This is a genomic window from Paraburkholderia sp. HC6.4b (assembly GCF_014200875.1).
GTDB classification, from domain to species: domain Bacteria; phylum Pseudomonadota; class Gammaproteobacteria; order Burkholderiales; family Burkholderiaceae; genus Paraburkholderia; species Paraburkholderia tuberum.
Genome location: NZ_JACHDC010000017.1, coordinates 132,166 through 155,255, shown reverse-complemented (window position 1 = coordinate 155,255; position 23,090 = coordinate 132,166). Strand labels below are relative to the sequence as shown.

Genomic DNA, 23,090 nt, shown 5'->3' with positions numbered 1-23,090 from the left:
ACATGGCGACCAAAACCCGCCTCGTAGGCCGCATCAAGTTCGACAACGCGTTGCTCAAGAAAGATCTGAAAGTGCTGTCCGAGCTGCCAATCATCAAGGAACAGTACGACGAATTCAGTTCAGGAACCTGGATAAACCATTCGCTCTGGAACAGAACTGGCGAATGGACCGACACCCAGTATTCCGACTATGACCATCCGGCCATCCGAACGCAGGTCGGAACTGCGACCGCCTATCTCAGTAGGATCATTGAAGAGTGCTTCGATGTCGAACATATGCGAATGGCACGCGTACGCAATCTCGTCAAGGGACTTGTCATCCCGCACACTGATTTTCTGGAACTCTCCGAAGAAAAAGACCGGTACGTCCGCATCCTGATACCTCTCGAAACCAGCCTCGATTCATACCATACTGAGGAAAATTTCGGGGTCTTCCGGATGCGAAAGGGCGACATCTGGATACTGGAATCAACGGTTCCTCATGCGGCGCTCAACCTCACCACCGACAACCGCCGGATTCTGAGCCTCGATTTTCAGTATGCCGATATCCCAAACCCGCATTACTCTCTGATTTTCAAGGACCGATCAATCCACGACGAGACGGTCGCACCCGCACTGGTAGCGCGCACGAAGCTTGAGCCCGAAGACTTGCACGATTATCTGGAACTCCTGTCCGAGCGCTTCAAAGACAAGGACGACGCTGAACAGATACTGGTCAATCTGTCGGAAATCCAGTTGCGCTTCGACTCACCGGTCAGTGATATCTACCACAATCTAACCGCAGTCGCCCGACTGACTCAACGACACGACCTCATTGAGCATTGTGAAAAGATGCGGAAATTTTATATTGGATCGCGCGTGATGAACGAACGGTTCCCACTTCGCAAGGGCCTCTTCTAGGCATCAGCACCGATGCTGCCGGCGCGCTCTCGGGATTGTTCAATTTGCCCAAAGCGTCTCGGCAGCGTTTGCCGAAGGGATCTGCATCGTCAGGCCTATTCCCGTCCGCTCACACGACGCCAGAAACCTCCAAGCTTATGTCAGCTACACCTGGTGCTTCCACCGTCACGCCTTCGAGTGCGCTCGCACCGCACTTGCAGTTGCATGTTGCCACGCTCCTATTCGGTATCGCCGGAGTCATCGGCCGAGCGACATCTCTGTCTCCATTTACGCTCGTCGAGGCGCGCGCAAGCCTCGCCGCCTTCGCACTGATCTATGTTGCATGGATCAGGAAACTGCCTTTAGGGGTCGAACTCGCCCATCGCCTTTGGTTCGTTATGCTTGGGCTGCTACTTGCTTTCCACTGGTACAGTTTCTTCCATGCCATTCAGCTGTCCGGGGTAACGATAGGTCTTTTGTCCTTCTCGTCGTTCCCGATCTTCGTCGTGCTGCTCGCCCCTTATGTTGACCGGTCGCGTATGAGAAAGCGTGACCTCATACTTGTCCCAGTGATGCTGATCGGACTGCGTCTCATGTTGCCAGGGTCAGATATCGATCTTCACAATCTGGCAGGTCCATTGTGGGGATTGGCGTCCGGCTTAACGTTTGCAATTATGCAGATAGTCGGTCGCGTACTTGTTAAACACCATAGTCCGATCAAGGTTTCCGCGTACCAGAATGCGATTGCGGCTCTCGTTCTGTTGCCATTCATGGTGCATGCGGTGCTGCCCGAAACAGGTATTGAACTCGGTGAAATACTGTTCTTGGGCCTCTTTTGCACAGCGCTGGCCCATACGCTCTTTATTTCCGGAATGCGCTCCGTCACCGCGCAGACGGCGAGCATGTTTACCTATCTGGAACCAGTCTACGGAATCGGCATGGCAGCTCTGCTGCTCCACGAGATACCCAGTGTTCAGACGCTGTCCGGTGGTGTGATTATTCTCGCATCGGTTTTCCTAGCATCGAGGCCCGATGAGCGCTAAAAAAATCGTCCCGGTAGAACGCGCGATTAGTTGTGTAGGCGACAGGTTTCTCATGCAGAAGATTCTCTGAAGCTCATCCGGCGATCCACTGCCCATGCATTCGTAAGTGATGTGCCGCCCCCTCCCGCAATGGAGACTTCCTCGGCAATGCGGTCCACCTGGTCGACCCCCATGTCTGAAGCATACGTTCAACGCGCCATAGAGTCTGTCGTCCCCACTCACGCGGATATCCTCGACGGTCTTCGCGTCGCAAGCGGTCGACAGGCGGAAATGTACCTCCAGCCTTTAGTGTTTTCCGAATTGCTACGCCGCGAATTCATAGAATGCGAACGCCAGAAACGTCCTGCCTGCGAGCAAGGTGTTTGCGGTATTGATGGCGCGTATCTAAACGTCTCAATCACGGCGCGCGGATGTGCTGCGCTCGACTGGCTACTCAGCATCACGCGATCACCTCGATGGGAACAACTCCGGTGGATGCGCTACGGCGACTAAGTATGCGTACGCGGCGTATATCGCAATTCTCGAAACTGAGGCCGGACAGGCACCGCCAGTTAACCCGAGCGCTGTCGAGTACGAGGAGGTCTTAGCGTACGTAAAAGTCCGTTTCTTGAGGGCACCCCAAGTACTGTCGGACTTGCGGCGTGTCGGGGCCGCGATATCGCGACTGAGGCGGATGGCTCGGAGAAGTCAAATCTGGATTTGGCGCGGACCTTGGCACGATCACGATCGGAAGCGGCCCCCGTGTCGGTGCTAATTCGGTAAGCGTCGAGAACAGCACTTTCGACCTCAGGGGCGGTCGGTATCTCGACTAAGCTGGTGCGAACGCGGCGCTGTCATCGCCGGTTCGACGGCCCTGTCGCGCTCGACCATCAGCTCACGCCGGATGCGGACAGCGACACAAGCGGTGCTGTTAGCAGCCATCGGCGCGGCGCACCACGAGATGCGCATGTTCCAGCGACGCGAGCAGGCGCAGCACGGTGCTCTTATACAGGCGCGTGCGTCCCGCGAGCGCGCTCAATGACAGAACGGGCGTGCCGTTGCCGAAGGCAGCCAGCAGGGTCAGCGCACGGTCGACTGCTGCCACGCCGCCGGCTGCCAGATTGTCGTCGGCCAACGATGCGATGGCGGGCTGTTTGGACATCGTGTGTCTCCTCAGACGGACCGTTGCAGCAACGCTTCCACTACGCCGAAGCCGAGGTGATCCGCCGGATCGAGCTGCCGTAGTTGTGCGATCAACTGTGTGGCGGTCTCGCGTTCGCCGCGCCGCAGGCCGATGAAGGCGAGCGCCTTTAGCGTGAACAGCCAGAAGCGGGCGGGACCGGGCGCGTGGAGGTTCGCGTCGCCGGCTTGTACCATCTGCCAGTTCTCATTCAACCCGGCGGCATGCGCAGCTGCTATTGGTCCCAGATGGGCCGCGCGGCGGCGGCCGGTTCTCGGTGCAAGCAAACACATGTCGTTCTGGTCTGGCAATGACGATGTTCCTCAACCGAACTTGAACAGGATGCCGTGACCACCGCGCGGGTAGTCCCACTCGATATTCTGGTGGTCGGTACAGAGGATGCGGCAACTGCCGCATTCGAGGCAGCCGTCGGTGATCAGCGTCACCGCGCCGTTGCCTTCGGCCTTGTAGCACGAGGCCGGGCAGACGAAGGTGCAACTCTTCGCGCTGCATTCGCTCTGGCAGACGTCGGCATCCTTGATGTGGACGTGCGGCCGTCCTGCATCGACGCGATAACGGTTCTGGAACAGCTTTTCCTCTACGTTGACGGGTAGGGTGCTCATCGGAAGGCCCTCAGGAGTTTGTAGGCGTCACCCACGATGCCGGAAAGCGATCGGGCTGTGCGGAAGCTCGAAAAAATCTCGCGCTCCTTGCTTTTCTTGTCCTTACCGTCGACCGTGATCATCGTGCGCGCGGCGCGCGCCATGAGGTCGGGGTAGGTCGTGAAGAACTGCGGATTCTGGTGCAGCACGGCCGGCATGTCGCGGTACTTGTGCAGGTCTTTCATCACGAAGCTCTGATCGAGCGCGGCCTTGTAGGCCTTGAGCGTGCCGGCGCGGTAGCCGTGGCCCGCGGCTTTCGCGTGGATCACCGTTTCGGCGGCGAGGCGTCCCGTGGTCATCGCAAGATTCGATCCTTCTCGGTGCGCGGCGTTCACGAAACCGCCTGAATCGCCAACGATCATCCAGCCGTTGCCGTAGACCTGCGGGATTGCGTGAAAACCGCCTTCGGGAATCAGATGCGCGCAATACTCCTTCATCTCGCCGCCCGCAATCAGCGGCGCGATCGACGGGTGCTGCTTCATCTTTTCGAGGAGCACGTAGGGGCTCGTGCGGTTGGGGTTTTTCTTGAAGTCGCTCAGCATGCAGCCCACGCCTATGGTGAGCGATTCCTTGTTGGTATAGAGGAAGCCAGTGCCCATCATGCCGTCGGTGATCCTGCCGACCATCTCGATCACGACGCCGTCGTCCTCGCCGACGTTGAAGCGCTGGCGGATCGTCTCCTCCGGCATGAAGAGAATCTCCTTGACGGCGAGCGCAACGTTGCCGGCCCCGATCTCTCCATGAAAGCCCGCCTTGCGCGCGAGCGTCGAATTCACGCCGTCGGCGAGCACCACCACGTCGGCATAGACATCGCCGTGCTCGCGGTCGCACTGCACGCCGACCACCACGTCGCCGTCCATGATCAGTTCCTTCACCGTGGTCTCGCAGAGCAGCAGTGCGCCGGCTTCGCGCACTTTCGATGAAAACCACTTGTCGAACTGCGCGCGGATGATCGTGTAGCGGTTATAGGGCGGCTTGTTGTAATCCTCGCTGCGCACATGTGTACCGACAAACGACGTATCGTCGAGCATCCACATCCGCTGCTCGATGATGTGGCGCTCCAGCGGCGCATCGTCGCGGAAGTCCGGGATGATCTCTTCGAGCGCCTTCGCGTACAGGATCGCACCTTGAACGTTTTTGCTGCCCGGATACTCGCCGCGCTCGATCTGCAGCACTTCCAGACCTGCCTTGGCCATCGTGTAAGCGGCAGCGTTGCCGGACGGACCGGCGCCGACCACAATCACATCGAACTGTGAAGGTTTTCTCATCGTGATTCTCCTCAGGCAGCCTGCTTGCGGCGCCGGGTCAAATGCTCCACAAAAGCCTGCTTCAGCGCGGGCAACACTTGCAACGCATTGCCGACAATCCCGTAGTGTGCAAAATCGAAGATGGGCGCGTTCGGATCGGTGTTGATCGCCACGATCACGTCTGCGCTTTCCATGCCCACGCGGTGCTGGATCGCGCCGGATATGCCGGCGGCGATGTAGAGCTTGGGCCGCACCGTCTTGCCGGTCTGTCCCACCTGGCGCTCCCCCTCGACCCAGCCGGCCTGCACGCATGGCCGGGTCGCACCCACTTCGCCGCCGAGCACGTTCGCCAGATCGAACGCCAGCTGGAAGTTCTCCGGGCTCTTCAACCCCTTGCCGCCGCTCACGATCACATCGGCATAGGGCAGGTTGATCCGGTTGCTGCTCGCATCCGGGATAAAGTCGAGCAGCCTCGTGACGATATCCGTCTCGATCATCCCCAGCGTTCCATGGACGATGTTGCCGGTGCGTTCGGCGTCGCGCAGCGGCATCGGCATCACGCGCGGGCGCACCGTCGCCATCTGCGGACGGTACGCGAGCGTCATGATCGTGCACAACAGCGAGCCGCCGAAGGTGGGGCGCGTCGCCGCCAGCGCCCGCGACGCGGGATCGATGTTGAGTTCGGTGCAATCGGCGGTCAGCCCGGTCAGCAAGGTCGTCGCTACGGAGCCGGCGAGGTCGCGGCCCATCGACGTCGCGCCCAGCAGCAGGATCTCGGGCTGATGCCGGTTGACGAGGTCGGTCAGCCCTTTCGTGAACGGCTCGTTGCGATAGCCTTGCAAGACCGGGTCGTGGACGATGTACGCATCGTCCGCGCCGTAAGTGAAGGCTTCTGCGGCGAACTGTTCGAGCGGTTCATTCGCGCCGCCGAGCACCGCGATGCCCACTCGGCTGCCGAGCGTGTCGGCCAATTTGCGCGCTTCACCGAGCAGTTCCCACGAGACGCTGTGCACGTGTCCACGGTCGTGCTCGATAAAGACCCAGACGCCTTTGTAGGCCTTCAGGTGTTCCGGCAGTTCGAGGTTGCGTCCTGCGCGGCCGGCGGGTTTCTTCGCGGTGGCGGCGGGTGCGTTCATGACCCCTCCTTCATCAGCAGGTCAGCTTCCAGGGTAGGATGGCGCGTGAAGATCTTTTGCAGCAGGTTCACCGACACGTCGCACAGACTCGATGCGTCGAGGTCGAGCATCTCCGCTTTCTCGCTGCGCGGCGTCGGTCCAAAGACTTTTCTGACCGCTGTCGGCGAGCCCTTCAGGCCGATCTTGCTGAGGTCTTCGATGCCGGCCTGTTCGCAGTTCCATTTGTGCACCGGATAGCCGGCCGCATGAATCATCGCGGGCAGCGTCGCAAAACGCAGTTCGTTGGTGTTCTCCAGCATTGTGATCAGGCACGGCAGCGCAGTCCTGAGCACCTGCACGCCGCCCTCGGCGCGTCGCTCGACGGTGATCGTGCGCGCATCGAGAGCGGTCTCGACGATGCGCGACACGTAGGTCAGCAGTTGCAGCCCGAGGCGTTTGGCGATACCGGGGCCGACTTGCGCGGTGTCGCCGTCGATCGTCTGCTTGCCAGTGAACACGATGTCCACCGCCTGTTCCTTCGCGATCTGCTGGATACCCGCTGCCAGCGCGTACGACGTAGCGAGCGTATCCGCGCCAGCGAATGCACGGTCGGTGAGCAGCACGGCGTCGTCCGCGCCGAAGCTGATGCACTTGCGCAGCGCTTCCTCGGCCTGCGGCGGGCCCATGCAAAGCAACGTGACCTTGCCGCCGAAGCGGTCCTTCAGTCGCAGCGCCTCTTCGAGTGAAAACAGGTCATACGGGTTGACGATCGCCGGAACACCCTGGCGCATGATCGTGTTGGTGACCGGATGAACGCGGATCTGCGTCGAGTCCGGGACCTGCTTGATGCAGACGACAATGTGCATGGTCTTAACGATGTGCATGGTCTTGCTCCACCTTTCAGGCAAGGGTGCGCGCGGGCAGCGACGCGCGCAGACTGTCGAGTGAAACGTGCTGCCGCCCATTTGTGTCCTGGAACACCTTGAACACTTTTTCCTGCGCCGGCGTGGAGGTGACGAAGTCGCCGTAAGCCTTCAGCAGCAGCGCGTGATATGACGCGAACAGGGCGGGCTCGTCGCCTTCCGGCAGCGTGTCCTGTTGCTGGATGTACTGAAAGAAGCGCTTGAGGATGTGCAGTCGACTCACGTTGACGACCTTCTGGTCGAACGGAATGCCGAAGAACTGCAGGAAGTCCTCGGCTGAGGACAGCGTCTTGAGTTGCTGGACAAAGCTTTCCATCGCGTTTACTCCTTGCAAGCGGATGAGGATAGGTATGGACAGAGCGTCGGCTCGGCGAAGTACTTGTCGCAGGCGCCGCTGGTGGCGCACGGCGTCGTCGTGCCCGACTGTTCGGGTCCGCGCGACGCACTTCGTGAAGCCGACCACAACGCCGCTCATGACAATTCTCCGACGGTGTAGCGCAACTCGATCAGGAAGCGATACAGGTCGGCGGCGCTGGGCGTTTGCTTGTGCTGGGTGGCATGGTGGCGGATACGGGTCAGCAGCAGCACGAGCAGCTTTTCACTGACGGCCAGGCCGAGCGCGTCATAAGCCCGGCGCACGCTTTGCGAACCCGAATGCTTGCCGAGCACGACCGAGCGTTCGCGACCGAGTTCGGCGGGATCGAAGCTCTCGTAGGTCGATGCATTCTTCGCGAGCCCGTCTGTGTGGATGCCGGACTCGTGCGTGAATACGCTGGCGCCGACAATGCTTTTGTTGAGCGCGACCGGGCGTCCTGAAGCCCGTTCGACAAGCCGCGAGATGCTCAATAGCGCGGTCGTGTCGACGCCGGTGTTGCGACCCATGATATGACGCACGCCCATCACGATCTCCTCCAGCGCGGCATTTCCGGCGCGTTCGCCGAGACCATTGACAGTGGTGTTGGAGTGGGTTGCGCCGGCGCGCAGTGCGGCAAGGGTGTTCGCGGTCGCGAGCCCGAGGTCGTTGTGCGCGTGGATTTCGATTTCCAGATCGACCGCGTCGTGCAATCGCGCAATCGCTTCATAGGTCGAAAAAGGATCGAGGACGCCGAGCGTGTCCGCAAAGCGGATGCGTTGCGCACCGCACTGTTGCGCGTGCCGCGCCACGTCGGCAAGGAACGAGGGGTCCGCGCGCGAGGCATCCTCCGCGCCCAGCGAAACCTTGCGGCCGCTCTTGACGGCGGCGCTGATCACGCGATTCACCTGCGCGAGCACCCACGAGCGCGGCTGGTGCAATTTGTGTTGAAGGTGGATATCGGACACGGGAATCGACAGGTGAATGATGTCGGGATTGCAGCACAAGGCCGACGCCAGGTCCGCGTCGGTGAGACGGCCCCAGACCATCAGATTGGCGTCGAGATTCAGCGCGACGATGGTCTGGATGCAATCGATTTCCTCGGCACCCATCGCGGGGATACCGATTTCCAGTTCGGGTACGCCGGCGCTTGAGAGCGCCTCGGCAATCGCGCATTTTTCGGCAACCGTGAATGCGACACCAGCGGTCTGTTCGCCGTCGCGCAGTGTGGTGTCGTTGATGATCGGATTCGACACGGGAAGTTGTCCTTTAGGCATTTGAACATACGGTTTGCAAGTACTGCGCCATGCACGGTTAGTGCGAATAGCCGCTTGCCGCGGGGCTTTCCAGTGTTCGCTGGCGCTGTGATGAAGCGGTTCCAACGAAGACCTGTCGCGAATGTCCTGTTTCGAACAGCCAGGTGTAGCGATGAACACGGCGCTGCAGAAAGCGATGCGCGATGCGATGGGCGTGGTCAGCCAGGACGTGCGGACGCGGCGATGACCGCTATGGCGCTTGAAGAGGCCGCACAGCGCTAAGGACGCATGCCCTCAATGCTCACGCGCGAGCTCGCGCGTATGTGGCGGCAGTTCGATCGTCAGGTCGGCGTCGCGCAGCTTCACGCAGCACGCGAGACGCGATTGCAGGTCAAGGCCCCACGCATTGTCGAACTGGTTGTTCTCCTCGTCGTCGGGAGGCGCCAGTGAGATTTTCATGATTGCATCACACGGAAAACGAACTGCCGCAGCCACAGGTGCTCTGCGCATTGGGGTTGTGAATGACGAAGCGCGAACCTTCCAGGCCGTCTTCATAGTCGACGCGCGCGCCGGGCAGGTATTGCTGGCTCGTCGAATCGACCAGCAGCGTGACGCCGTCCGTGACGGTCTGCATGTCGTCGTCCGCCACCTGGTCGTCGAACGCGAAGCCGTACTGCAAGCCCGAACACCCGCCGCCGGATACGTACAGCCGCAGCTTCAGGTTGGGATTGCCTTCTTCCTCGATCAGCGAGGCCACTTTCGCAGCAGCCTGAGGCGTGAATTCGAGTAGGTCGGGCATGACGCCGGGTGTGGCGGCAGCCGGTTGGGTGAGCGTTTCCATGGAGGTTCCTCTCAGGCTTGAATGGACTCACTTCGGGTTAGACGAGCAGGTCGGTTGCTCGGCGAGTTACAGGTCGTCGGCTGCTGCGCCTCGAATCGTCTGGCGCGAGCGAAAGTCAGACACGACCGCCTTGATCGCGTCCTCGGCGCGAGAATCGAGCAGTGGATCTCGACCGGCGGCAATGGCAGTTCCTCGACGATCTGATGCGTGCACAACGTCCCCGAGCGCATGCCGCGCTCGTGGACGCCGCCGTGCATTTGGCGCGCGATCCGCATGCGCGGCCGGAGCTCCACGAGGTCCAGACAATCTCGTGCGGGTCCCCGTTGACGAGCGAGCTGACCTGCTCGCGGGCCAGTTCCACCGCTTCTTCGCCGACCCGGCCGTAGGCATGCGAACGGCTGGCGGGATTGCCGTACATCTCGCTCAGGTAAGGCCGCATGCGTCTGATCACACGCGGATCGACCGGCGTGGTGGCGGCATGACCCAGATGCACGGGGTTGAAGCTGCGCGGATGGAGGCCGGTATTCACGCGTTGGAAATCCGACATTGCAGGCTCCTGAAAGCGGGGTAATGCGACCTTCAGGGCAACTTTCATGCCAGTGGATTTTCACGCTCTAGTGGCCTCTTTCAACTGGGCCGCTGTTGTTTCGCTGTTGTTTTTGTGTCGATGCGCCCGACGAGTGAGGATTGCCGCCGTTCTTTTTGTCGGATTTGTCGTTACGCGCGCTGGATTGACATGCGCGATGGCTGAATCGTCAGGCGTAGAAATGCGCTTACTTCAAACGCTGTGTCTTTGGGTCGATCGTGCGCCTTGCGCCGGTACATCGAAAGCGCGCAGCGCACGAAGGGGAAGTCAACGGTGAATATTCAGGCAAGCGTTGGACGGCGTCTACGAGGTGAGCAAGACGCTGGTTTCGTCGCTCGATGTGGCGAAAGCCTTCCGCGAGTCCCTGAACTATCTTGTGCAGACGATGGAGTGGCGGCGCGCCTTTGTGGTGCTGGCCGAACCGGACGGGCAACTGCGCGGCCTGAGCGCTACGGGTCTTTCGCGTGACGAGCAGCAGCGGACGACCGCACGTTCGCGACATCGCAAGCCGGGGAAGCCGGAGGGTGAACGCGAACGATTGATCTGGTTTGTGCGGGTCCATCTCGCTGGTTCGGAACATGCTGTCCGGGTCGTGTGAGATTTGTCGCAACACCGACACGACGCAACGAAATTGTAGGGATACGTCGCGCGCCGGAATCAAACAGAACTGCGAAATATATCCTAACTCGTTGATTCCTGGCGTTCTTGTCGAGTGGCATGGATCTGGCTCTATGGCTTGCGCGCGGCCGCCGTTGGTTGCGAGGAGATATCCATGCAAGCGAGTTCAAATGCGAGCGACTTGCCCGCAGCGGCCTATATCAGCATCGGGCAGATTAAATCGCTCGGCGTGAAGATCGAAGACCCGTCCACCGGTGGCGGCTGCGGCACGCACGGTGGCGAGGGTAAGGCCAGCTGCGGCGCGTCGGGTAGTCTCGACGACATGCCGCCGAACATCTGGGAGAAGGTCAAGAATCACCCATGCTACTCGGAAGAAGCCCATCATCACTATGCGCGCATGCATGTGGCGGTGGCGCCGGCTTGCAACGTCCAGTGCAACTACTGCAACCGCAAATACGACTGCGCGAACGAGTCGCGTCCCGGCGTGGTCTCTCAGAAGCTAACGCCGCAACAGGCAGTGAAGAAGGTCGTGGCGGTCGCAAGCGAGATTCCGCAGATGACGGTACTTGGCATCGCCGGTCCCGGTGATTCGCTGGCGAGCCCGAAGAAGACCTTCGAGACGTTCCGGATGCTGCAGGAACAGGCGCCGGACATCAAGCTGTGCCTGTCGACCAATGGCTTGGCGTTGCCCGACTTCGTGGACGAAATCTGCAAGTACAACGTCGACCACGTGACAATTACCATCAACATGGTCGACCCGGCGGTGGGCGAGAAAATCTATCCGTGGATTTTCTGGAAGCACAAGCGCGTGACCGGTTACGAAGCAGCCTGCATCCTTCATGACCGGCAGATGAAGGGTCTCGAGATGCTCACCGCACGCGGCGTGCTGACCAAGATCAACTCGGTGCTGATTCCCGGCATCAACGAGGAGCACCTGATCGAGGTCAACCGCGACGTCAAGAAACGCGGCGCGTTCCTGCATAACATCATGCCGCTGATCTCGGAGCCCGAGCACGGCACGCACTTTGGCCTGAACGGCCAGCGCGGACCGACTGCGCGGGAACTGAAGGTTGTGCAGGACGCCTGCATGGGCGGCGCCAACCTGATGCGTCATTGCCGCCAGTGCCGCGCGGATGCGGTTGGCCTGCTGGGCGAGGACCGCAGCGAGGATTTCACGCTCGACAAGATCGAGCAGATGGAAGTGGTCTACGACCTCGACCGCCGCCGTGAATACCAGAAGCGCGTCGAAGCCGAGCGTCAGGCGCAGCACGACGCGAAGCAAGAAGCGCTGGCTGTCTCTCGCGAGATCGACGTCGCCGACGACATGAAGGCGCTGGTCGCGGTCGCAACGAAGGGCGGCGGCCGGGTCAACGAGCACTTCGGCCACGTCACGGAGTTTCAGATCTTCGAGGTCTCGGCAGCCGGAGCGCTGTTCGTCGGCCATCGCCGGGTGGACCTGTATTGCCGGGGCGGTTACGGCGACGACGAGCAACTACCGTCGGTCGTGCGCGCGCTCCACGACTGCCACGCGGTGCTGGTCGCGAAGATCGGCGCCTGCCCGAAAGACGAACTGGCGCATGCGGGCATCGAGCCGGTCGATCAGTACGTCGGCGAATTTATCGAAAAAGCGGTGCTTGCTTGGTTCAACGACTACCGCAGTCGCATCGCCAGCGGCGCCATCGTGCACCGGGACCGCGGCGATGCTTCGATCCGCCAGGGTGCTTACACCTCGTCAGCCTCAGCTGCGTGACACCCCACACCCTTCCAGACAGGACAACAGCCTCCATGCCTCTGAAGATTATTGCGTCCACCTGTACGGGATGCTCGGCCTGCGAACCGGAATGCCCCAATGTGGCGATCAGCGAGAAAGGCGGCGTGTTCGCGATCGACCCCAAGAAATGCACCGAATGCGAAGGCCACTTCGACGACCCGCAGTGCGTCGCCGTGTGTCCCGTGGACGGCTGCATCGTTCAGGTTTGAGTCTGGCTCGTGGCCGGGCCGGCCATTCATCCATCAGGAGACTACCCATCATGCTGTCCAACGTAACTGTTACGAGCGCCGCCGAGAAGTTCATGCGTCGTATCGTGCGCTTTTCGGGCCTGCCGGCTGGCGCCGGCTTTCGTCTGGTGGTGAGCGCCGGCGGCTGTTCCGGCTATACCGCGAAATTCACCGCCGAGCCGGCGCTGCAACCAGGCGAACAGGAACTCGACATCAACGGCCTGCGCGTATTCCTGCCGGCTGAGAGCCGGCTGATGCTCGAAGGCATAACGATCGATTTCGCCGACACGCCAACCCAGTCCGGCTTGATCTTCTTCAATCCGAACCAGGCCGCTTGTGGTTGCAGCAGTGCGGAGTCGGCGCCGCCGGGCGTGGCGACCATCGATGTCAGCGCGATTGGCCGCGGGCGGCCGCCGCTGCCGCGTCAGATCTCCTGAAGAGGAGCGATGGCGATGGAGTCTGGCGACCGTGCCCTCGACGACGCAATGACCGCGTTTGCGCAGAGCGCGATTGGCGGCGGCTTCCCGTCAGGCGTCAATGCATTGATCGCCGAGGCGGGTCGGCTGCGCGAGCGCCCCGACGAGGCGCTCGCGCTGTTGCAACGCGCCCGAGCCGCCGCGCCGCGCCATCCGGTGCCGTTGATCGCGCTGTACCGCTTTTACTTCTACGGCCATCAATTGGCGCAGGCGCGTGCGATCGGCGAAGACGCGCTGGCGGTCGCTCGCACCGCGCTGGGCTCAAATTTCGGCGACGAACCGCTTGCGGCCGCGATCGTGACCACGCGTTATGACGCGGCCGCGCGTTTTTATCTGTTCACGCTGAAAGGCCTCGCGTACCTCAACATGCGTCTCGGCGACTTTGAAGAAGCGCGCATGCTACTGCGCGAATTGCGCCGGCTCGATCCCGAAGACCGGGTGGGCGGCGCGCTGCTTTCGCAGGTCTTGGATCGTCATGAGACCGGCGTCGGGTCCGACGATGCAATGGATGCGCTGAGTGAGTATCCGACGCGCGGCTGGACGGGGACGCAAGCATGAGCGTACAGAACGTGCGCGTACCAGGCGGCGACATTGCACCGCGTCGCTGGCAGGGCGGCCCGCTCGACTGCGCCGGCTGCGGGTATGTGCGGTTCCGCGAGTTGCCGGCGGAGCACGGTTGTGGGCCAGGTCACGCGTGCATGCAGGATGCGTACGCGCGCCGCATCGAGCGCTTCTTTCACTGGCATCCTGAACTGGCCAACGAGCAGCTTGCGCATCCGTACTTCGAGGTGCGCGCAATCGCCGCGAGTCACGCCGATGTCTTTTGTCTGCCCGCATTGCTCGGCGACCCGGACGCAATGGTCCGGCTGCAGCTCGCGTTGCGATTGCCGCAGGCGCAACTGGCGCGCCTGATCCACGATCCGCATCGCGAGGTGCGGATTCGCGTGGCGCAGCGCCTGTCGTCTGCTGCATTGGTCGGCATGCGGGGCGATTCCGACTACGGCGTGCGCGAATGGGTGGCGCAGCGTCTGCCGCTCGCGCTGCTGCCGCAGATGATCGGCGACCCTGATTGCGTATTCCGGATGCGATTGGCCGAGCGTCTTGAGATGCCCGCGCTGCTGCGTATTGCCGACGACAGCGAGGCCGAGGTACGCCGCATCGTCGCCGAGCGTCTGCCCGCGACGCTGCTATCGCGCCTCGCGTTCGATCCCGATTGGCGAGTGCGCTGGGAAGTCGCGGGGCGCGCCGCTGGCGAAATCGTGGCGTCGCGGGTGGACGACGCGGACGAAGAGGTGCGCGCGCTCGCGCGGCAGCGCCGGCAGTCGGGCGAGGTCGCGAACCTGATGACCACTGGACAGACGCAACGATCAGCGGGAGCGAAGCATGGCTGACATCAACCGCGACGACGACCTGATCGAGGTCGCGTTTCCCCCGCGCTTCAACTACGGCGAGCGCGTGATCGCACGCGCGGTGATCCGAAACGACGGCACCTACAACGGCAAGGACATCGGCGAAGTGCTGGTGAACAAGGGCGAGTTCGGCTACGTCACCAGCATCGACACCTTCCTTCAGCGGTTCTATATCTACGCAGTGGAGTTCGTCGAGAGCGGCCACCGTGTCGGCATGCGCGCGAAAGAGCTATGCACGCTCGACAACCTGCCGGACGACGTGCTGCAAGGCTTGGGCGAGCGGGCCGAAGCGCTGCACAAGATCGGCACACGGGTCCAGCCGGAAACGTCGCAACCGCAGGAGCCGTCAGCATGAGTATCGAACCGGTTCAGCCTGCTTATCAGTGGGGCATGCGCGTGATCGCGCTGGATGACCTGTGCAACGACGGCAGCTTTCCGGAGCGCGGCCAGGACGATTGTCTGGCCGAGGCGGGTACGGTCGGCGAAATCGTCAACGTCGGCCGGGTGGTTGAGAGCGGCGAGCCGGTCTATCTGGTGGAGTTCGGCAACTGTGTCGTCGGATGCACGGAGAATGAAATTGCGCCCGCACCCGCCGGCCTGCTACCCGAAGAAGGAGCCATGTCATGACGGTTCAGGCGAGCGCGCCAGAAGCGGCGCCGCCGCGCGACGGTTTGCGCGCGGGCCGCCCGTTCGACCTGACCCAGCGCCAGATCGAGCAAGCGTTGCGCGAGCGTACCCGCTACCGCTATGTGGTGCCGCGCGTGCTGCGCGACGGGCAGGGGTTCCGTGTCGAGAGCCCGTGCTGCTCCCGCAATGTCGACGCGAATGGCGGGCTGATCGACATAGCCTGGCTCACGCGCGACGAAGATGGTATGTGGCACCTGAGCGCGCGCGATCATGCGTCGCAGCGATGGATGCCCCAGCATGAGAGCACCGACCTGGCCGAGCTGCTGGACACGCTGTGCATCGATCGCGAATGCCTGTTCTGGCCGTGAAGCAAACTAACGGAGCCGGGCGACGATCTATCTCGACCACAACGCGACCATGCCGCCAACCTCCGCCGTGGCAGGCGATGTGGTCCATCCTGACGGATGTGTGGGGCAACGCGTCGTCGCAGCATGCCGTCGGTCAGCAGGCGAAGGGCACGCTCGCTGCGGCCCGCGCGACGATCGCGCGAGCGCTCGGTTGCAAGCCCGCAGAGTTGATCTTCACCAGCGGCGCCACCGAAGCCAATCACCTGGTCGTGTGCGGGCTGCACGCGGCGGCGCCGGAGGGCCGGCACCGTGGCGTATTCAGCGCGATCGAACATGCGGCGCACCTGAAGCTGGCGCGTGCGCTGGCTGCACACTGCTGGAGGAAGCAGCGCATCCCGCTTGAACCTGGTTTGAACCTGTCATCAATCTCCGGAGTCCGCAACCATGAAAGTCATGATCCGCAAGGACAGCAAGGGCGCGCTGAGCGCCTACGTGCCAAAGAAGGACCTGGAAGAGCCCATTGTCGCGATGGTGCAGCCCGGGATGTGGGGCGGTCTCGTCACGCTCGCGAACGGCTGGCAACTCGAATTGCCCGCGATGGCCGACGATACGCCACTGCCCATCACGGTCGAAGCGCGGCGTATTGCGGGCGTGGAGGAGTGAGATGAGCCTGAACGCCGAGCAATTGGACTTCGCGGCGGACCTGCTCCGCACGGCACCGACGCTACGCGACGCCGCCGCGCAATGGCACGAACGTTATCCCGAGGTGCGCACAATGCATGTCAGCGCAACGGCGATGCGCGACGAGACAGCAGCGCTCCGGTTCGGTGTGCGCAGTATCTATCTCGCGATATCGGCCGGGTATTACAGGACCATCACGCAGCGGCCTGAAGAGGCCGATGCGTTGATCCTGACTGAGGACAAGGCGCATGGAAATCGATGAGATCGCGCTGAGCGAACCGGCTTGCGCGGCGCGCGAGATCGATCTCGTCAACGCGGTGCTGCAATCCTCGCGTTGGAGCGACGGGCCGATGCTTGATTCGTTCGAGCGCGCGTTTGCGGGCTGGGTTGGCCGGGAGTATGCGGTCGCGGTCGCGAGCGGCACGCTCGCCACCTGGATTGCGTTGCGCGCGACGGGGATCGGCCCGGGAGACGAGGTGGTCTGCGCGTCGCACACCTGGCATCAGGTGGCGCAGGCGATCACGCTGGCGGGAGCCGTGCCGGTGTTCGCCGACATCGACTACTGGAGCAGTTGTCTGAGCGCCGAAAAAGCCGCGCAGAAGATCGGCCCTCGCACGCGCGCGATCCTCGCCGGCAATACCAACGGCCACCCGGCCGCGTGGGCGCTGCTGCGCGAACTGGCCGACGCGCAGCGCTTGCGGCTGATCGAAGACAGTACTGAGGCGTTGGGCTCGCGCTACCGGGGCCGCAACGTCGGCTGTTTCGGCGACGTATCAGTGTTCGACTTCTCCAGCCCGTCCGCGCTGTGCACAGGAGCGGGCGGCATGCTCGTCACCGACGATGACGAACTCGTCCATGAACTGCGCTATCTGCGCGAGCGGCGCGTCACGGACCGCGCGTCCGTCTCGGTCGGCTCGCGGGTGCCGCTGCAGGCGGGCATCAGTGATCTGACCGCCGCGCTCGGTCTCGCGCAACTGGCCGAACTCGACACGCGCCTCGCGCAGCGAAAGCAGGTCGAGACCTGGTATCACGAAGAGATGCAAAGCTTCGAAGGGATCAAGCCGGCCTACGTGGCCGAGGACGTCGAAGAAGTGCACTGGATGCTCTATGTTGTGCATTTGGGCAAGCGTTTTACGCAGAGCGCGCGCGCCCAGATGATCGACGACATGAAATCTTGCGGCATTGAGACGGTGGCCTACAGCCATCCGCTGCATCAGCAGTTCCACTACATGAACGCGGGCGATGCGATCGGCCGCAAGAGCGGCCTGTTGCCCGACACCGAGCGCATCGGCGATCGCGCGCTGGCGCTGCCGCTGCACACGCTACTCGACACCGACCAGGTCAAGTACATCGTCAAGACGCTGAAAGACACCGCGACCAACGTGGGCGCCGGCGCTGCCATTTATCTGTGAGACGCACTGCATGACCGTTTCAGTCCAGACCATCGCCGAACGCCTGTGTGCGGGCGGCGTCATTCCGTACCTGGGACCAGCGCTGCTCGCGCTGTGCCCCGATACGGCCGTCCCTGCCACGCCGCTCGCGCTCGCCGAAATCATCACGGCCAAGGTCAGCGTGCTGCACAAGATCCGCACCCGGCTGACCCAGGCGGCGCAGTTCATCGAAAACTTCAAGCATCGCAAGTCGCTGGTGAGCGTCATGAATGAGGCCTTCGCCATGACGCCGACGCCGTCGGCACTGCATTGCGCGCTGGCGGCGATCGGCGCCGGGCTGGTTGTCGACAGCTGGTCCGACGACACCTTCGCCTGCACGCTGGCGCAGGCGCGGGCCGCAGGGCGGCTGGGCGCAGTTGCAGGGGCTGTCGCAGGCCGAGCATTTCGGCCATTGGTTCGCGGCCTATAGCGCAGACGGCGCGTTGCTGGATGACGTGCCGGCCTCGGGCGCGCTGCTCTACAAGCCGGCAGGACGTTTCCGTCGTGGTCATCGAAGCGCGCGAGCGCGAGGGCGGCCGTGCTGACGCAATGTTGCGAAGCCACGCGTCGAGATACGGGCAGATGCCCTTCGCGCGTTCCAGCGGGCTGTCGGCGGTGGCCTGATCCAGCGTGCCGGCCATGAAGACGGTGAGACTGAGTGCCATCCCGTAGGCGCCCTCGAGGTTCATCTACATCGACAGCGCGATTCCCGGTTGGGCTCAGCGCAGCAGCTTGCGGCGCTCGGCCGGCGAATAGTTGCTAAGGTGCCCTTCGCGCGCCGCCTGACGCCGTGCGCGGGAGATGATCGCGCGGCTCTTGCCGGGCGAGGCCGGCGCGCTGACCTGCTTGTCCAGCACGGTGCCGCCGCATTGCGGGCAGACGGGCGTGTGGCCGGCGCGCACCAGCGTTTCGAATGCGTGGCCGCAGGCCGCGCAGCGGTAGTCGTACAGGGGCATAGTGACCAGATCTCCGTTTCAGGTGGATGGGGCGCAGCGGATCGCCCGTTGGTGCGAGCTGTGGTCTGTCATTGCGCGCTCGCTAGAACTTCATCCCGACGCCTATTCCCAGTACCAGTGGGTCGATGTCCAGCCGGCCCAACGAACTATCGCCGACCGAGGCGTCCGTGTGCATCCAGATCTTCTTGATATCCGCGTTGAGAAAGACGGTCTTCGTGATCTGCACGTCGACGCCAGCCTGCACCGCCGGACCGAAGCTGCTGCGTGACACCTGGATGCCTTCGGAGCCCGCGCTCAGGCCGTCGTTGTAGAAGTACGTGTAGTTGACCCCCGCGCCGACATACGGTCGGATCATGCCAGCATGGTTGAAGTGATATTGCAGCAGCAGCGTCGGTGGTAGCACGTTCACGCCACCGAGATCGCCGAGGCCGGACGTCACGTGATGCCGCGAGGTGGCGAGAATCAGCTCGATGCCGATCGCGTCGCGGATCATATAGGTCAGGTCCAACTCCGGCACGAATGCGTTATTGACACCCACGCCGAGCGACGACAACGTGCCGCTGGTGTGAACGTCCGGCTCGATCGAGATGGCACGCAGACGCACGAGCACGTCGCCGGCGTGGATCCCATCAGCCGTCACCTCGCCTGCCATCGTGCTTCCGTTCGCGCTGACGTCATCCGCGTATGCCAGCACTTCGAACAAACCGGTAGCGCACAGGCTTGCCACGATCATGACGGCCTTAATCATGTGCTTCATCGCTTTCCCCTTGTTGACGTATGCGGGGAATTGTCGACGCGCAAATCAGGGCTGCCCTTGCGCAGGGTCAACCGGTCCCGATCCCGAAGTCAAGATGCGACACCGGGTCACGCGTAGGAATGTCGAGATAGCGGGAGCCTTGAGGCCGGACTATTGGCCTTCAACCGCATTGACTGGTACCCAAGATGTTTCTCGCACCCGGAGACACCGATTTCGCAGCCATTGCCGGACTGGCTGCAGCCGCCGAACGGCACGCAGATCACTCTGCTACTTCTGCGCATGCAACAAGGTCATTACGCACGACCATGGCTGCAGCGCCAGATATCTGAGCTACCTCGTTCGTGAGATGGACCTGGTCGCGTCACATCTCGGACCTGACCGGCGAACCGTGCAGCTACATCTGGGAGATGGAACGCCGACCTTCTTCCGTGTTGCGGAGCTCGAAGAGCTTGTCCAGCAACTGCAGAACCGCTTCGCGTTCTCGATCGACGCAGAACTTGCCATCGAAATTGATCCGCGAACCGTCAGCACCAAAACGCTTTCACCACTCGCGCGCCTCGGCTTGAACCGAGCGAGCTTCGGCGTACAGGACTTTGCTACCGACGTTCAGCAGGCTGTCAATCGCATCCAGCCACTCGATGTGGTGGAACGCGCACTCAGCGGCGCACTGCGTCAGTGCACCGCACCCCGCCGCTTTGTTCGTCCTTGATCGACATCAATCACAAAGCTGGCCGGTTGTCGGACCATGACACTGCGAGTGTGATGCCGCATGCGTCAAGCCAGCTTCAGGTCAAAAGTGCCACAACCCGGACTTAACCACTATGACAGACAGAAAAGCCTTAAGGAAACGGTCGATAGCCATCGTCACGACATTGAGCGCCTGTCTATCGGGATGTGGTCTGACTGTGCTTGATCCAAAAGGGAGCGTCGGCGCGGCCGAGAAGTCGCTGATCGCCACCGCCACGTGGGCGATGCTGATCGTCGCGATCCCGGTGATCCTGCTGACGCTGTTCTTCGCGTGGCGCTACCGTGCGTCGAACCGTCACGCGGTCTATGCACCCAAATGGGCGCACTCGACGGCGATCGAGATCGTCGTCTGGACGATCCCCGCCCTGATCATCCTGTACCTCGGTATCCTGACCTGGCGCACCACACATGAGCTCGACCCGTACCGGCCGCTGCAGTCGAGCGTGAAGCCGATCGACGTCGAGGTGGTCGCGCTCGACTGGAAGTGGCTCTTCATCTACCCGGACCTCGGCATTGCGTCGGTGAACCAGCTCGCCGTGCCAGTCGATACGCCGGTAAATTTCCGGATCACGTCCGATTCGGTGATGAACTCATTCTTCATCCCGCAACTCGGTACCCAGGTGTATGCAATGGTCGGCATGCAGACCCGTCTGCACCTGATCGCGGATGCACCGGGAAATTTCGAAGGCATGTCCGCCAACTTCAGCGGCAAGGGATTCGCCGACATGAAGTTCCGTACGCTCGCGACGAGCGCCACCGACTTCGACGCATGGGTGCGGAAGGTCAAGGCTTCGCCGGACCGCCTGAGCATGGACGAATACGCCGAAGTCGCGAAGCCGAGCGAGAAGCAGTCGGTACGCTACTTCTCAACGATCGACCAGTACCTGTTCCGCAACATCGTTGCCCGATACAACAACGGCAACGTCACGGCCTTCCGCGACGCCGCCTGTCGCACGCAGACCACGGAGTAAGCCATGTTTGGAAAACTCACGCCCGGCGCGATTCCGTTCGATCAGCCGGTCATCATGGGCGCGGCCGCGTTCATGGCGCTCATCGTGCTGGCGGTCATCGTCACGCTCACGAAGCTCGGCCGCTGGAAGTGGCTCTGGACCGAGTGGCTGACAAGCGTCGATCACAAGAAGATCGGCATCATGTACATCATCGTCGCGGTGCTGATGCTCGTGCGCGGTTTTGTCGACGCCGTAATGATGCGGCTTCAGCTCGCGATCGCGTTTCACGGCCCGGGTTACCTGCCGCCGCACCACTACGACCAGATATTCACCGCGCACGGTGTCATCATGATCTTCTTCATGGCGATGGCGCTGATGGTCGGCCTCTTCAATCTTGTCGTGCCGCTGCAGATCGGCGCGCGCGACGTCGCCTTCCCGTTCCTGAATTCGCTGAGCTTCTGGATGACGGCGATCAGCGCGATCCTGATCAATCTGTCGCTCGTGATCGGCGAGTTCGCGCAGGTCGGCTGGCTCGCGTATCCACCGCTGTCGGAGCTGCAGTTCAGTCCCGGCGTCGGGGTCGACTACTACATCTGGAGTCTGCAGCTCTCCGGCGTCGGTACGCTGATTACCGCGATCAACTTCTTCGTGACGATAGTCAAGCTGCGCGCGCCCGGCATGACGCTGATGAAGATGCCGGTGTTCACGTGGACCGCGCTGTGCTCGAACGTGCTGATCATGGCAACGTTCCCGATCCTAACCGTGACGCTCGCACTGCTCGGCCTCGACCGCTACGCAGGCATGCACTTTTTCACCAATGAGCTCGGCGGCAACGCGATGGTGTACCTGAACCTGATCTGGGCGTGGGGCCACCCGGAGGTGTACATCCTCGTGCTGCCCGCGTTCGGCATCTACTCGGAAGTGATCGCGACCTTCGCGAAGAAACCGCTGTTTGGCTACAGAACGATGGTCTACGCGTCGTGCGCGATCACGGTGCTCGCATTCCTCGTGTGGGCGCACCACTTCTTCACGATGGGTTCCGGCGCGGACGTCAACGCGTTCTTCGGCATTATGACGATGGTCATCGCGATCCCCACGGGCGTGAAAATCTTCAACTGGCTGTTCACGATGTATCGCGGTCGCATCGAGTTCACGGCACCCGTGCTGTGGACGATCGGCTTCATGGTCACGTTCACGATCGGCGGCATGACGGGCGTGATGATGGCGATCCCGGGCGTGGACTTCGTGTTGCACAACAGCCTGTTTCTGATCGCGCACTTTCACAACGCGATCATAGGCGGCGTCGTGTTCGGCTATCTCGCAGGCTTCCATTACTGGTTCCCGAAGGCGTTCGGCTTCAAGCTTAACGAGAAGCTCGGCAAGCGGGCGTTCTGGTGCTGGTTCGTCGGCTTCTACGTGTCGTTCGTGCCGCTCTACGTGCTCGGCTTCATGGGCATGACCCGGCGCCTGAATCACTACGACAACCCGACCTGGCATCCCTGGCTGTTCGTCGCCGCATGCGGCGTGGTGCTGATCGCACTCGGCGTCGTGCACCAGATCGCCCAGGTCGTCGTGAGCGTGATCCATCGCAACGAGCCGGAATACGGCGACCTGACGGGCGACCCGTGGAACGGCCGCACGCTCGAATGGGCCACCGCGTCGCCGCCCGCTGTCTACAACTTCGCGCGCATACCAGTCGTCCACCAGCTCGACGCGTTCGCGCACATGAAGGAAAGCGGCGCAGCAAATGCCGCACTGGCGCATTACGAGGACATCCACCTACCGTCGAACACCGCGGACGGGTTCCTGATCGGCGCATTCAGCCTCGTGCTCGGCTTCGCCGGCGTCTGGCACATCACGTGGCTCGCCGTGCTGGCCTTCGTCGCGATCGTCGCCGCGCTGATCGCGCGTAGCTTCCGCGACGACCATGGCTACGTGATTCCGGCCTCGCGCGTGCGCGAAATCGAAGCACGACGCGGCAGCGCGCCCGCCCCGGCCGCCCTTGAATTACCCGAATCCGCGGAGACCTGAT

At 62.2% G+C, this 23,090-nt stretch carries 25 protein-coding genes and 7 pseudogenes; 19 read left to right on the top strand and 13 right to left on the bottom strand.

Translation table 11 applies throughout. The annotated features are described in order from the left end of the window. Positions 1–2: 2 nt before the first annotated feature. The gene (locus tag HDG34_RS25120; protein ID WP_090811352.1) at positions 3–899 is read left to right on the top strand and encodes an aspartyl/asparaginyl beta-hydroxylase domain-containing protein; all 897 of its coding nucleotides are present in this window, start codon (positions 3–5) and stop codon (positions 897–899) included. 137 nt (positions 900–1,036) lie between these two features. After that, positions 1,037–1,921 carry a DMT family transporter gene (locus tag HDG34_RS25115; protein ID WP_090811350.1) on the top strand — a complete coding sequence of 295 codons (885 nt, stop codon included), beginning with the start codon at positions 1,037–1,039 and terminating at the stop codon, positions 1,919–1,921. 916 nt (positions 1,922–2,837) lie between these two features. Here the strand turns inward: HDG34_RS25115 and HDG34_RS25110 are convergent. From HDG34_RS25110 to HDG34_RS25060, 11 genes and pseudogenes are all read right to left on the bottom strand, one after another. Next, a pseudogene (locus tag HDG34_RS25110) lies at positions 2,838–3,062 on the bottom strand (helix-turn-helix domain-containing protein); the annotation flags it as partial. A gap of 11 nt (positions 3,063–3,073) precedes the next feature. Beyond that, positions 3,074–3,316 (bottom strand): annotated as a pseudogene (locus HDG34_RS25105) (hypothetical protein); the annotation flags it as partial. Between the two features lie 87 nt (positions 3,317–3,403). Beyond that, a complete protein-coding gene (locus HDG34_RS25100; RefSeq protein ID WP_018423212.1) occupies positions 3,404–3,703 on the bottom strand; it encodes a ferredoxin family protein in 300 nt (99 codons plus the stop codon). Then, positions 3,700–5,010 (bottom strand): FAD-dependent oxidoreductase, encoded by a 1,311-nt coding sequence (locus HDG34_RS25095; protein WP_184062997.1) that lies wholly within the window; start codon positions 5,008–5,010, stop codon positions 3,700–3,702. The genes HDG34_RS25100 and HDG34_RS25095 overlap by 4 nt, the downstream gene beginning before the upstream one ends. A gap of 11 nt (positions 5,011–5,021) precedes the next feature. Beyond that, complete coding sequence (locus HDG34_RS25090; RefSeq protein WP_184062994.1) at positions 5,022–6,125, bottom strand: electron transfer flavoprotein subunit alpha/FixB family protein; 1,104 nt, start codon at positions 6,123–6,125, stop codon at positions 5,022–5,024. Then, positions 6,122–6,970 carry an electron transfer flavoprotein subunit beta/FixA family protein gene (locus HDG34_RS25085; RefSeq protein WP_184063115.1) on the bottom strand — a complete coding sequence of 283 codons (849 nt, stop codon included), beginning with the start codon at positions 6,968–6,970 and terminating at the stop codon, positions 6,122–6,124. Before HDG34_RS25085 ends, HDG34_RS25090 begins: the two co-directional genes overlap by 4 nt. A 34-nt stretch (positions 6,971–7,004) precedes the next feature. Beyond that, a complete protein-coding gene (gene nifW, locus HDG34_RS25080) occupies positions 7,005–7,343 on the bottom strand; it encodes a nitrogenase stabilizing/protective protein NifW (RefSeq protein WP_184062992.1) in 339 nt (112 codons plus the stop codon). 155 nt (positions 7,344–7,498) lie between these two features. After that, a complete protein-coding gene (gene nifV / locus HDG34_RS25075) occupies positions 7,499–8,635 on the bottom strand; it encodes a homocitrate synthase (protein WP_184062989.1) in 1,137 nt (378 codons plus the stop codon). Between the two features lie 294 nt (positions 8,636–8,929). Continuing rightward, positions 8,930–9,085 (bottom strand): annotated as a pseudogene (locus HDG34_RS25070) (2Fe-2S ferredoxin); the annotation flags it as partial. 16 nt (positions 9,086–9,101) lie between these two features. Continuing rightward, entirely contained in the window at positions 9,102–9,476 is a 375-nt protein-coding gene (gene erpA / locus HDG34_RS25065; RefSeq protein WP_184062987.1) for an iron-sulfur cluster insertion protein ErpA, read from the bottom strand. Positions 9,477–9,768: 292 nt separating this feature from the next. Next, positions 9,769–10,023, bottom strand: a pseudogene (locus HDG34_RS25060) (aminotransferase class V-fold PLP-dependent enzyme); the annotation flags it as partial. A gap of 349 nt (positions 10,024–10,372) precedes the next feature. Here HDG34_RS25060 and HDG34_RS40225 point away from each other — a divergent pair. From HDG34_RS40225 to HDG34_RS24990, 14 genes and pseudogenes are all read left to right on the top strand, one after another. Beyond that, a complete protein-coding gene (locus HDG34_RS40225; protein WP_341809951.1) occupies positions 10,373–10,660 on the top strand; it encodes a hypothetical protein in 288 nt (95 codons plus the stop codon). A 174-nt stretch (positions 10,661–10,834) separates the two neighbouring features. Next, positions 10,835–12,430 carry a nitrogenase cofactor biosynthesis protein NifB gene (gene nifB / locus HDG34_RS25050; protein ID WP_184062985.1) on the top strand — a complete coding sequence of 532 codons (1,596 nt, stop codon included), beginning with the start codon at positions 10,835–10,837 and terminating at the stop codon, positions 12,428–12,430. 35 nt (positions 12,431–12,465) lie between these two features. Next, positions 12,466–12,660: a 4Fe-4S binding protein gene (locus HDG34_RS25045; protein ID WP_026226294.1), complete on the top strand. Its 195-nt coding sequence runs from the start codon at positions 12,466–12,468 to the stop codon at positions 12,658–12,660. A gap of 50 nt (positions 12,661–12,710) precedes the next feature. Beyond that, positions 12,711–13,115, top strand: a complete 405-nt coding sequence (locus HDG34_RS25040) for an iron-sulfur cluster assembly accessory protein (RefSeq protein WP_184062983.1) — start codon at positions 12,711–12,713, stop codon at positions 13,113–13,115. Between the two features lie 15 nt (positions 13,116–13,130). Beyond that, positions 13,131–13,712, top strand: a complete 582-nt coding sequence (locus HDG34_RS25035; protein WP_184062981.1) for a hypothetical protein — start codon at positions 13,131–13,133, stop codon at positions 13,710–13,712. After that, positions 13,709–14,545, top strand: a complete 837-nt coding sequence (locus tag HDG34_RS25030; protein ID WP_184062978.1) for a 4Fe4S-binding leucine-rich repeat protein — start codon at positions 13,709–13,711, stop codon at positions 14,543–14,545. Before HDG34_RS25035 ends, HDG34_RS25030 begins: the two co-directional genes overlap by 4 nt. After that, positions 14,538–14,918, top strand: coding sequence for a nitrogen fixation protein NifZ (locus tag HDG34_RS25025; RefSeq protein WP_131241300.1), 381 nt, complete (start codon positions 14,538–14,540; stop codon positions 14,916–14,918). Before HDG34_RS25030 ends, HDG34_RS25025 begins: the two co-directional genes overlap by 8 nt. Further along, positions 14,915–15,190 (top strand): nitrogen fixation protein NifZ, encoded by a 276-nt coding sequence (locus HDG34_RS25020; RefSeq protein WP_184062976.1) that lies wholly within the window; start codon positions 14,915–14,917, stop codon positions 15,188–15,190. The genes HDG34_RS25025 and HDG34_RS25020 overlap by 4 nt, the downstream gene beginning before the upstream one ends. Continuing rightward, a complete protein-coding gene (locus HDG34_RS25015; protein ID WP_184062974.1) occupies positions 15,187–15,558 on the top strand; it encodes a hypothetical protein in 372 nt (123 codons plus the stop codon). The genes HDG34_RS25020 and HDG34_RS25015 overlap by 4 nt, the downstream gene beginning before the upstream one ends. Next, positions 15,540–15,848: pseudogene (locus HDG34_RS25010) on the top strand (aminotransferase class V-fold PLP-dependent enzyme); the annotation flags it as partial. The gene HDG34_RS25015 and the pseudogene HDG34_RS25010, both read left to right, overlap by 19 nt. A gap of 133 nt (positions 15,849–15,981) precedes the next feature. Continuing rightward, positions 15,982–16,200, top strand: a complete 219-nt coding sequence (nifT, locus tag HDG34_RS25005) for a putative nitrogen fixation protein NifT (RefSeq protein ID WP_184062972.1) — start codon at positions 15,982–15,984, stop codon at positions 16,198–16,200. A gap of 1 nt (position 16,201) precedes the next feature. Next, positions 16,202–16,480 (top strand): hypothetical protein, encoded by a 279-nt coding sequence (locus HDG34_RS25000; RefSeq protein WP_184062970.1) that lies wholly within the window; start codon positions 16,202–16,204, stop codon positions 16,478–16,480. Continuing rightward, a complete protein-coding gene (locus tag HDG34_RS24995) occupies positions 16,467–17,630 on the top strand; it encodes a DegT/DnrJ/EryC1/StrS aminotransferase family protein (RefSeq protein ID WP_184062967.1) in 1,164 nt (387 codons plus the stop codon). The genes HDG34_RS25000 and HDG34_RS24995 overlap by 14 nt, the downstream gene beginning before the upstream one ends. 10 nt (positions 17,631–17,640) lie before the next feature. Then, positions 17,641–18,169, top strand: a pseudogene (locus HDG34_RS24990) (SIR2 family protein); the annotation flags it as partial. 198 nt (positions 18,170–18,367) lie between these two features. Here HDG34_RS24990 and HDG34_RS24985 read toward each other — a convergent pair. After that, positions 18,368–18,604 (bottom strand): zinc ribbon domain-containing protein, encoded by a 237-nt coding sequence (locus HDG34_RS24985; protein ID WP_184062965.1) that lies wholly within the window; start codon positions 18,602–18,604, stop codon positions 18,368–18,370. A gap of 82 nt (positions 18,605–18,686) precedes the next feature. Beyond that, the gene (locus HDG34_RS24980) at positions 18,687–19,361 is read right to left on the bottom strand and encodes an OmpW family protein (RefSeq protein WP_184062963.1); all 675 of its coding nucleotides are present in this window, start codon (positions 19,359–19,361) and stop codon (positions 18,687–18,689) included. Between HDG34_RS24980 and HDG34_RS40220 the strand changes: the two are divergent. From HDG34_RS40220 to cyoB, 3 genes and pseudogenes are all read left to right on the top strand, one after another. Continuing rightward, positions 19,336–20,028, top strand: a pseudogene (locus HDG34_RS40220) (radical SAM protein); the annotation flags it as partial. The gene HDG34_RS24980 and the pseudogene HDG34_RS40220 overlap by 26 nt on opposite strands. Before the next feature lie 154 nt (positions 20,029–20,182). After that, positions 20,183–21,079, top strand: coding sequence for a ubiquinol oxidase subunit II (gene cyoA, locus HDG34_RS24970; RefSeq protein ID WP_260321326.1), 897 nt, complete (start codon positions 20,183–20,185; stop codon positions 21,077–21,079). 3 nt (positions 21,080–21,082) lie between these two features. Further along, on the top strand, positions 21,083–23,089 hold the full coding sequence (gene cyoB, locus HDG34_RS24965) for a cytochrome o ubiquinol oxidase subunit I (protein ID WP_184062959.1): 2,007 nt from the start codon (positions 21,083–21,085) through the stop codon (positions 23,087–23,089). The last annotated feature ends 1 nt before the right edge of the window (position 23,090 follow it).

Coding starts and splice junctions, on each gene's coding strand:
- HDG34_RS25120 (WP_090811352.1), top strand. CDS start 3: ATGGCGACCAAAACCCGCCTCGTAGGCCGCATCAAGTTCGACAACGCG.
- HDG34_RS25115 (WP_090811350.1), top strand. CDS start 1,037: ATGTCAGCTACACCTGGTGCTTCCACCGTCACGCCTTCGAGTGCGCTC.
- HDG34_RS25100 (WP_018423212.1), bottom strand. CDS start 3,703: ATGAGCACCCTACCCGTCAACGTAGAGGAAAAGCTGTTCCAGAACCGT.
- HDG34_RS25095 (WP_184062997.1), bottom strand. CDS start 5,010: ATGAGAAAACCTTCACAGTTCGATGTGATTGTGGTCGGCGCCGGTCCG.
- HDG34_RS25090 (WP_184062994.1), bottom strand. CDS start 6,125: ATGAACGCACCCGCCGCCACCGCGAAGAAACCCGCCGGCCGCGCAGGA.
- HDG34_RS25085 (WP_184063115.1), bottom strand. CDS start 6,970: ATGCACATTGTCGTCTGCATCAAGCAGGTCCCGGACTCGACGCAGATC.
- nifW (WP_184062992.1), bottom strand. CDS start 7,343: ATGGAAAGCTTTGTCCAGCAACTCAAGACGCTGTCCTCAGCCGAGGAC.
- erpA (WP_184062987.1), bottom strand. CDS start 9,476: ATGGAAACGCTCACCCAACCGGCTGCCGCCACACCCGGCGTCATGCCC.
- nifB (WP_184062985.1), top strand. CDS start 10,835: ATGCAAGCGAGTTCAAATGCGAGCGACTTGCCCGCAGCGGCCTATATC.
- HDG34_RS25045 (WP_026226294.1), top strand. CDS start 12,466: ATGCCTCTGAAGATTATTGCGTCCACCTGTACGGGATGCTCGGCCTGC.
- HDG34_RS25040 (WP_184062983.1), top strand. CDS start 12,711: ATGCTGTCCAACGTAACTGTTACGAGCGCCGCCGAGAAGTTCATGCGT.
- HDG34_RS25035 (WP_184062981.1), top strand. CDS start 13,131: ATGGAGTCTGGCGACCGTGCCCTCGACGACGCAATGACCGCGTTTGCG.
- HDG34_RS25030 (WP_184062978.1), top strand. CDS start 13,709: ATGAGCGTACAGAACGTGCGCGTACCAGGCGGCGACATTGCACCGCGT.
- HDG34_RS25025 (WP_131241300.1), top strand. CDS start 14,538: ATGGCTGACATCAACCGCGACGACGACCTGATCGAGGTCGCGTTTCCC.
- HDG34_RS25020 (WP_184062976.1), top strand. CDS start 14,915: ATGAGTATCGAACCGGTTCAGCCTGCTTATCAGTGGGGCATGCGCGTG.
- HDG34_RS25015 (WP_184062974.1), top strand. CDS start 15,187: ATGACGGTTCAGGCGAGCGCGCCAGAAGCGGCGCCGCCGCGCGACGGT.
- nifT (WP_184062972.1), top strand. CDS start 15,982: ATGAAAGTCATGATCCGCAAGGACAGCAAGGGCGCGCTGAGCGCCTAC.
- HDG34_RS25000 (WP_184062970.1), top strand. CDS start 16,202: ATGAGCCTGAACGCCGAGCAATTGGACTTCGCGGCGGACCTGCTCCGC.
- HDG34_RS24995 (WP_184062967.1), top strand. CDS start 16,467: ATGGAAATCGATGAGATCGCGCTGAGCGAACCGGCTTGCGCGGCGCGC.
- HDG34_RS24985 (WP_184062965.1), bottom strand. CDS start 18,604: ATGCCCCTGTACGACTACCGCTGCGCGGCCTGCGGCCACGCATTCGAA.
- HDG34_RS24980 (WP_184062963.1), bottom strand. CDS start 19,361: ATGAAGCACATGATTAAGGCCGTCATGATCGTGGCAAGCCTGTGCGCT.
- cyoA (WP_260321326.1), top strand. CDS start 20,183: ATGACAGACAGAAAAGCCTTAAGGAAACGGTCGATAGCCATCGTCACG.
- cyoB (WP_184062959.1), top strand. CDS start 21,083: ATGTTTGGAAAACTCACGCCCGGCGCGATTCCGTTCGATCAGCCGGTC.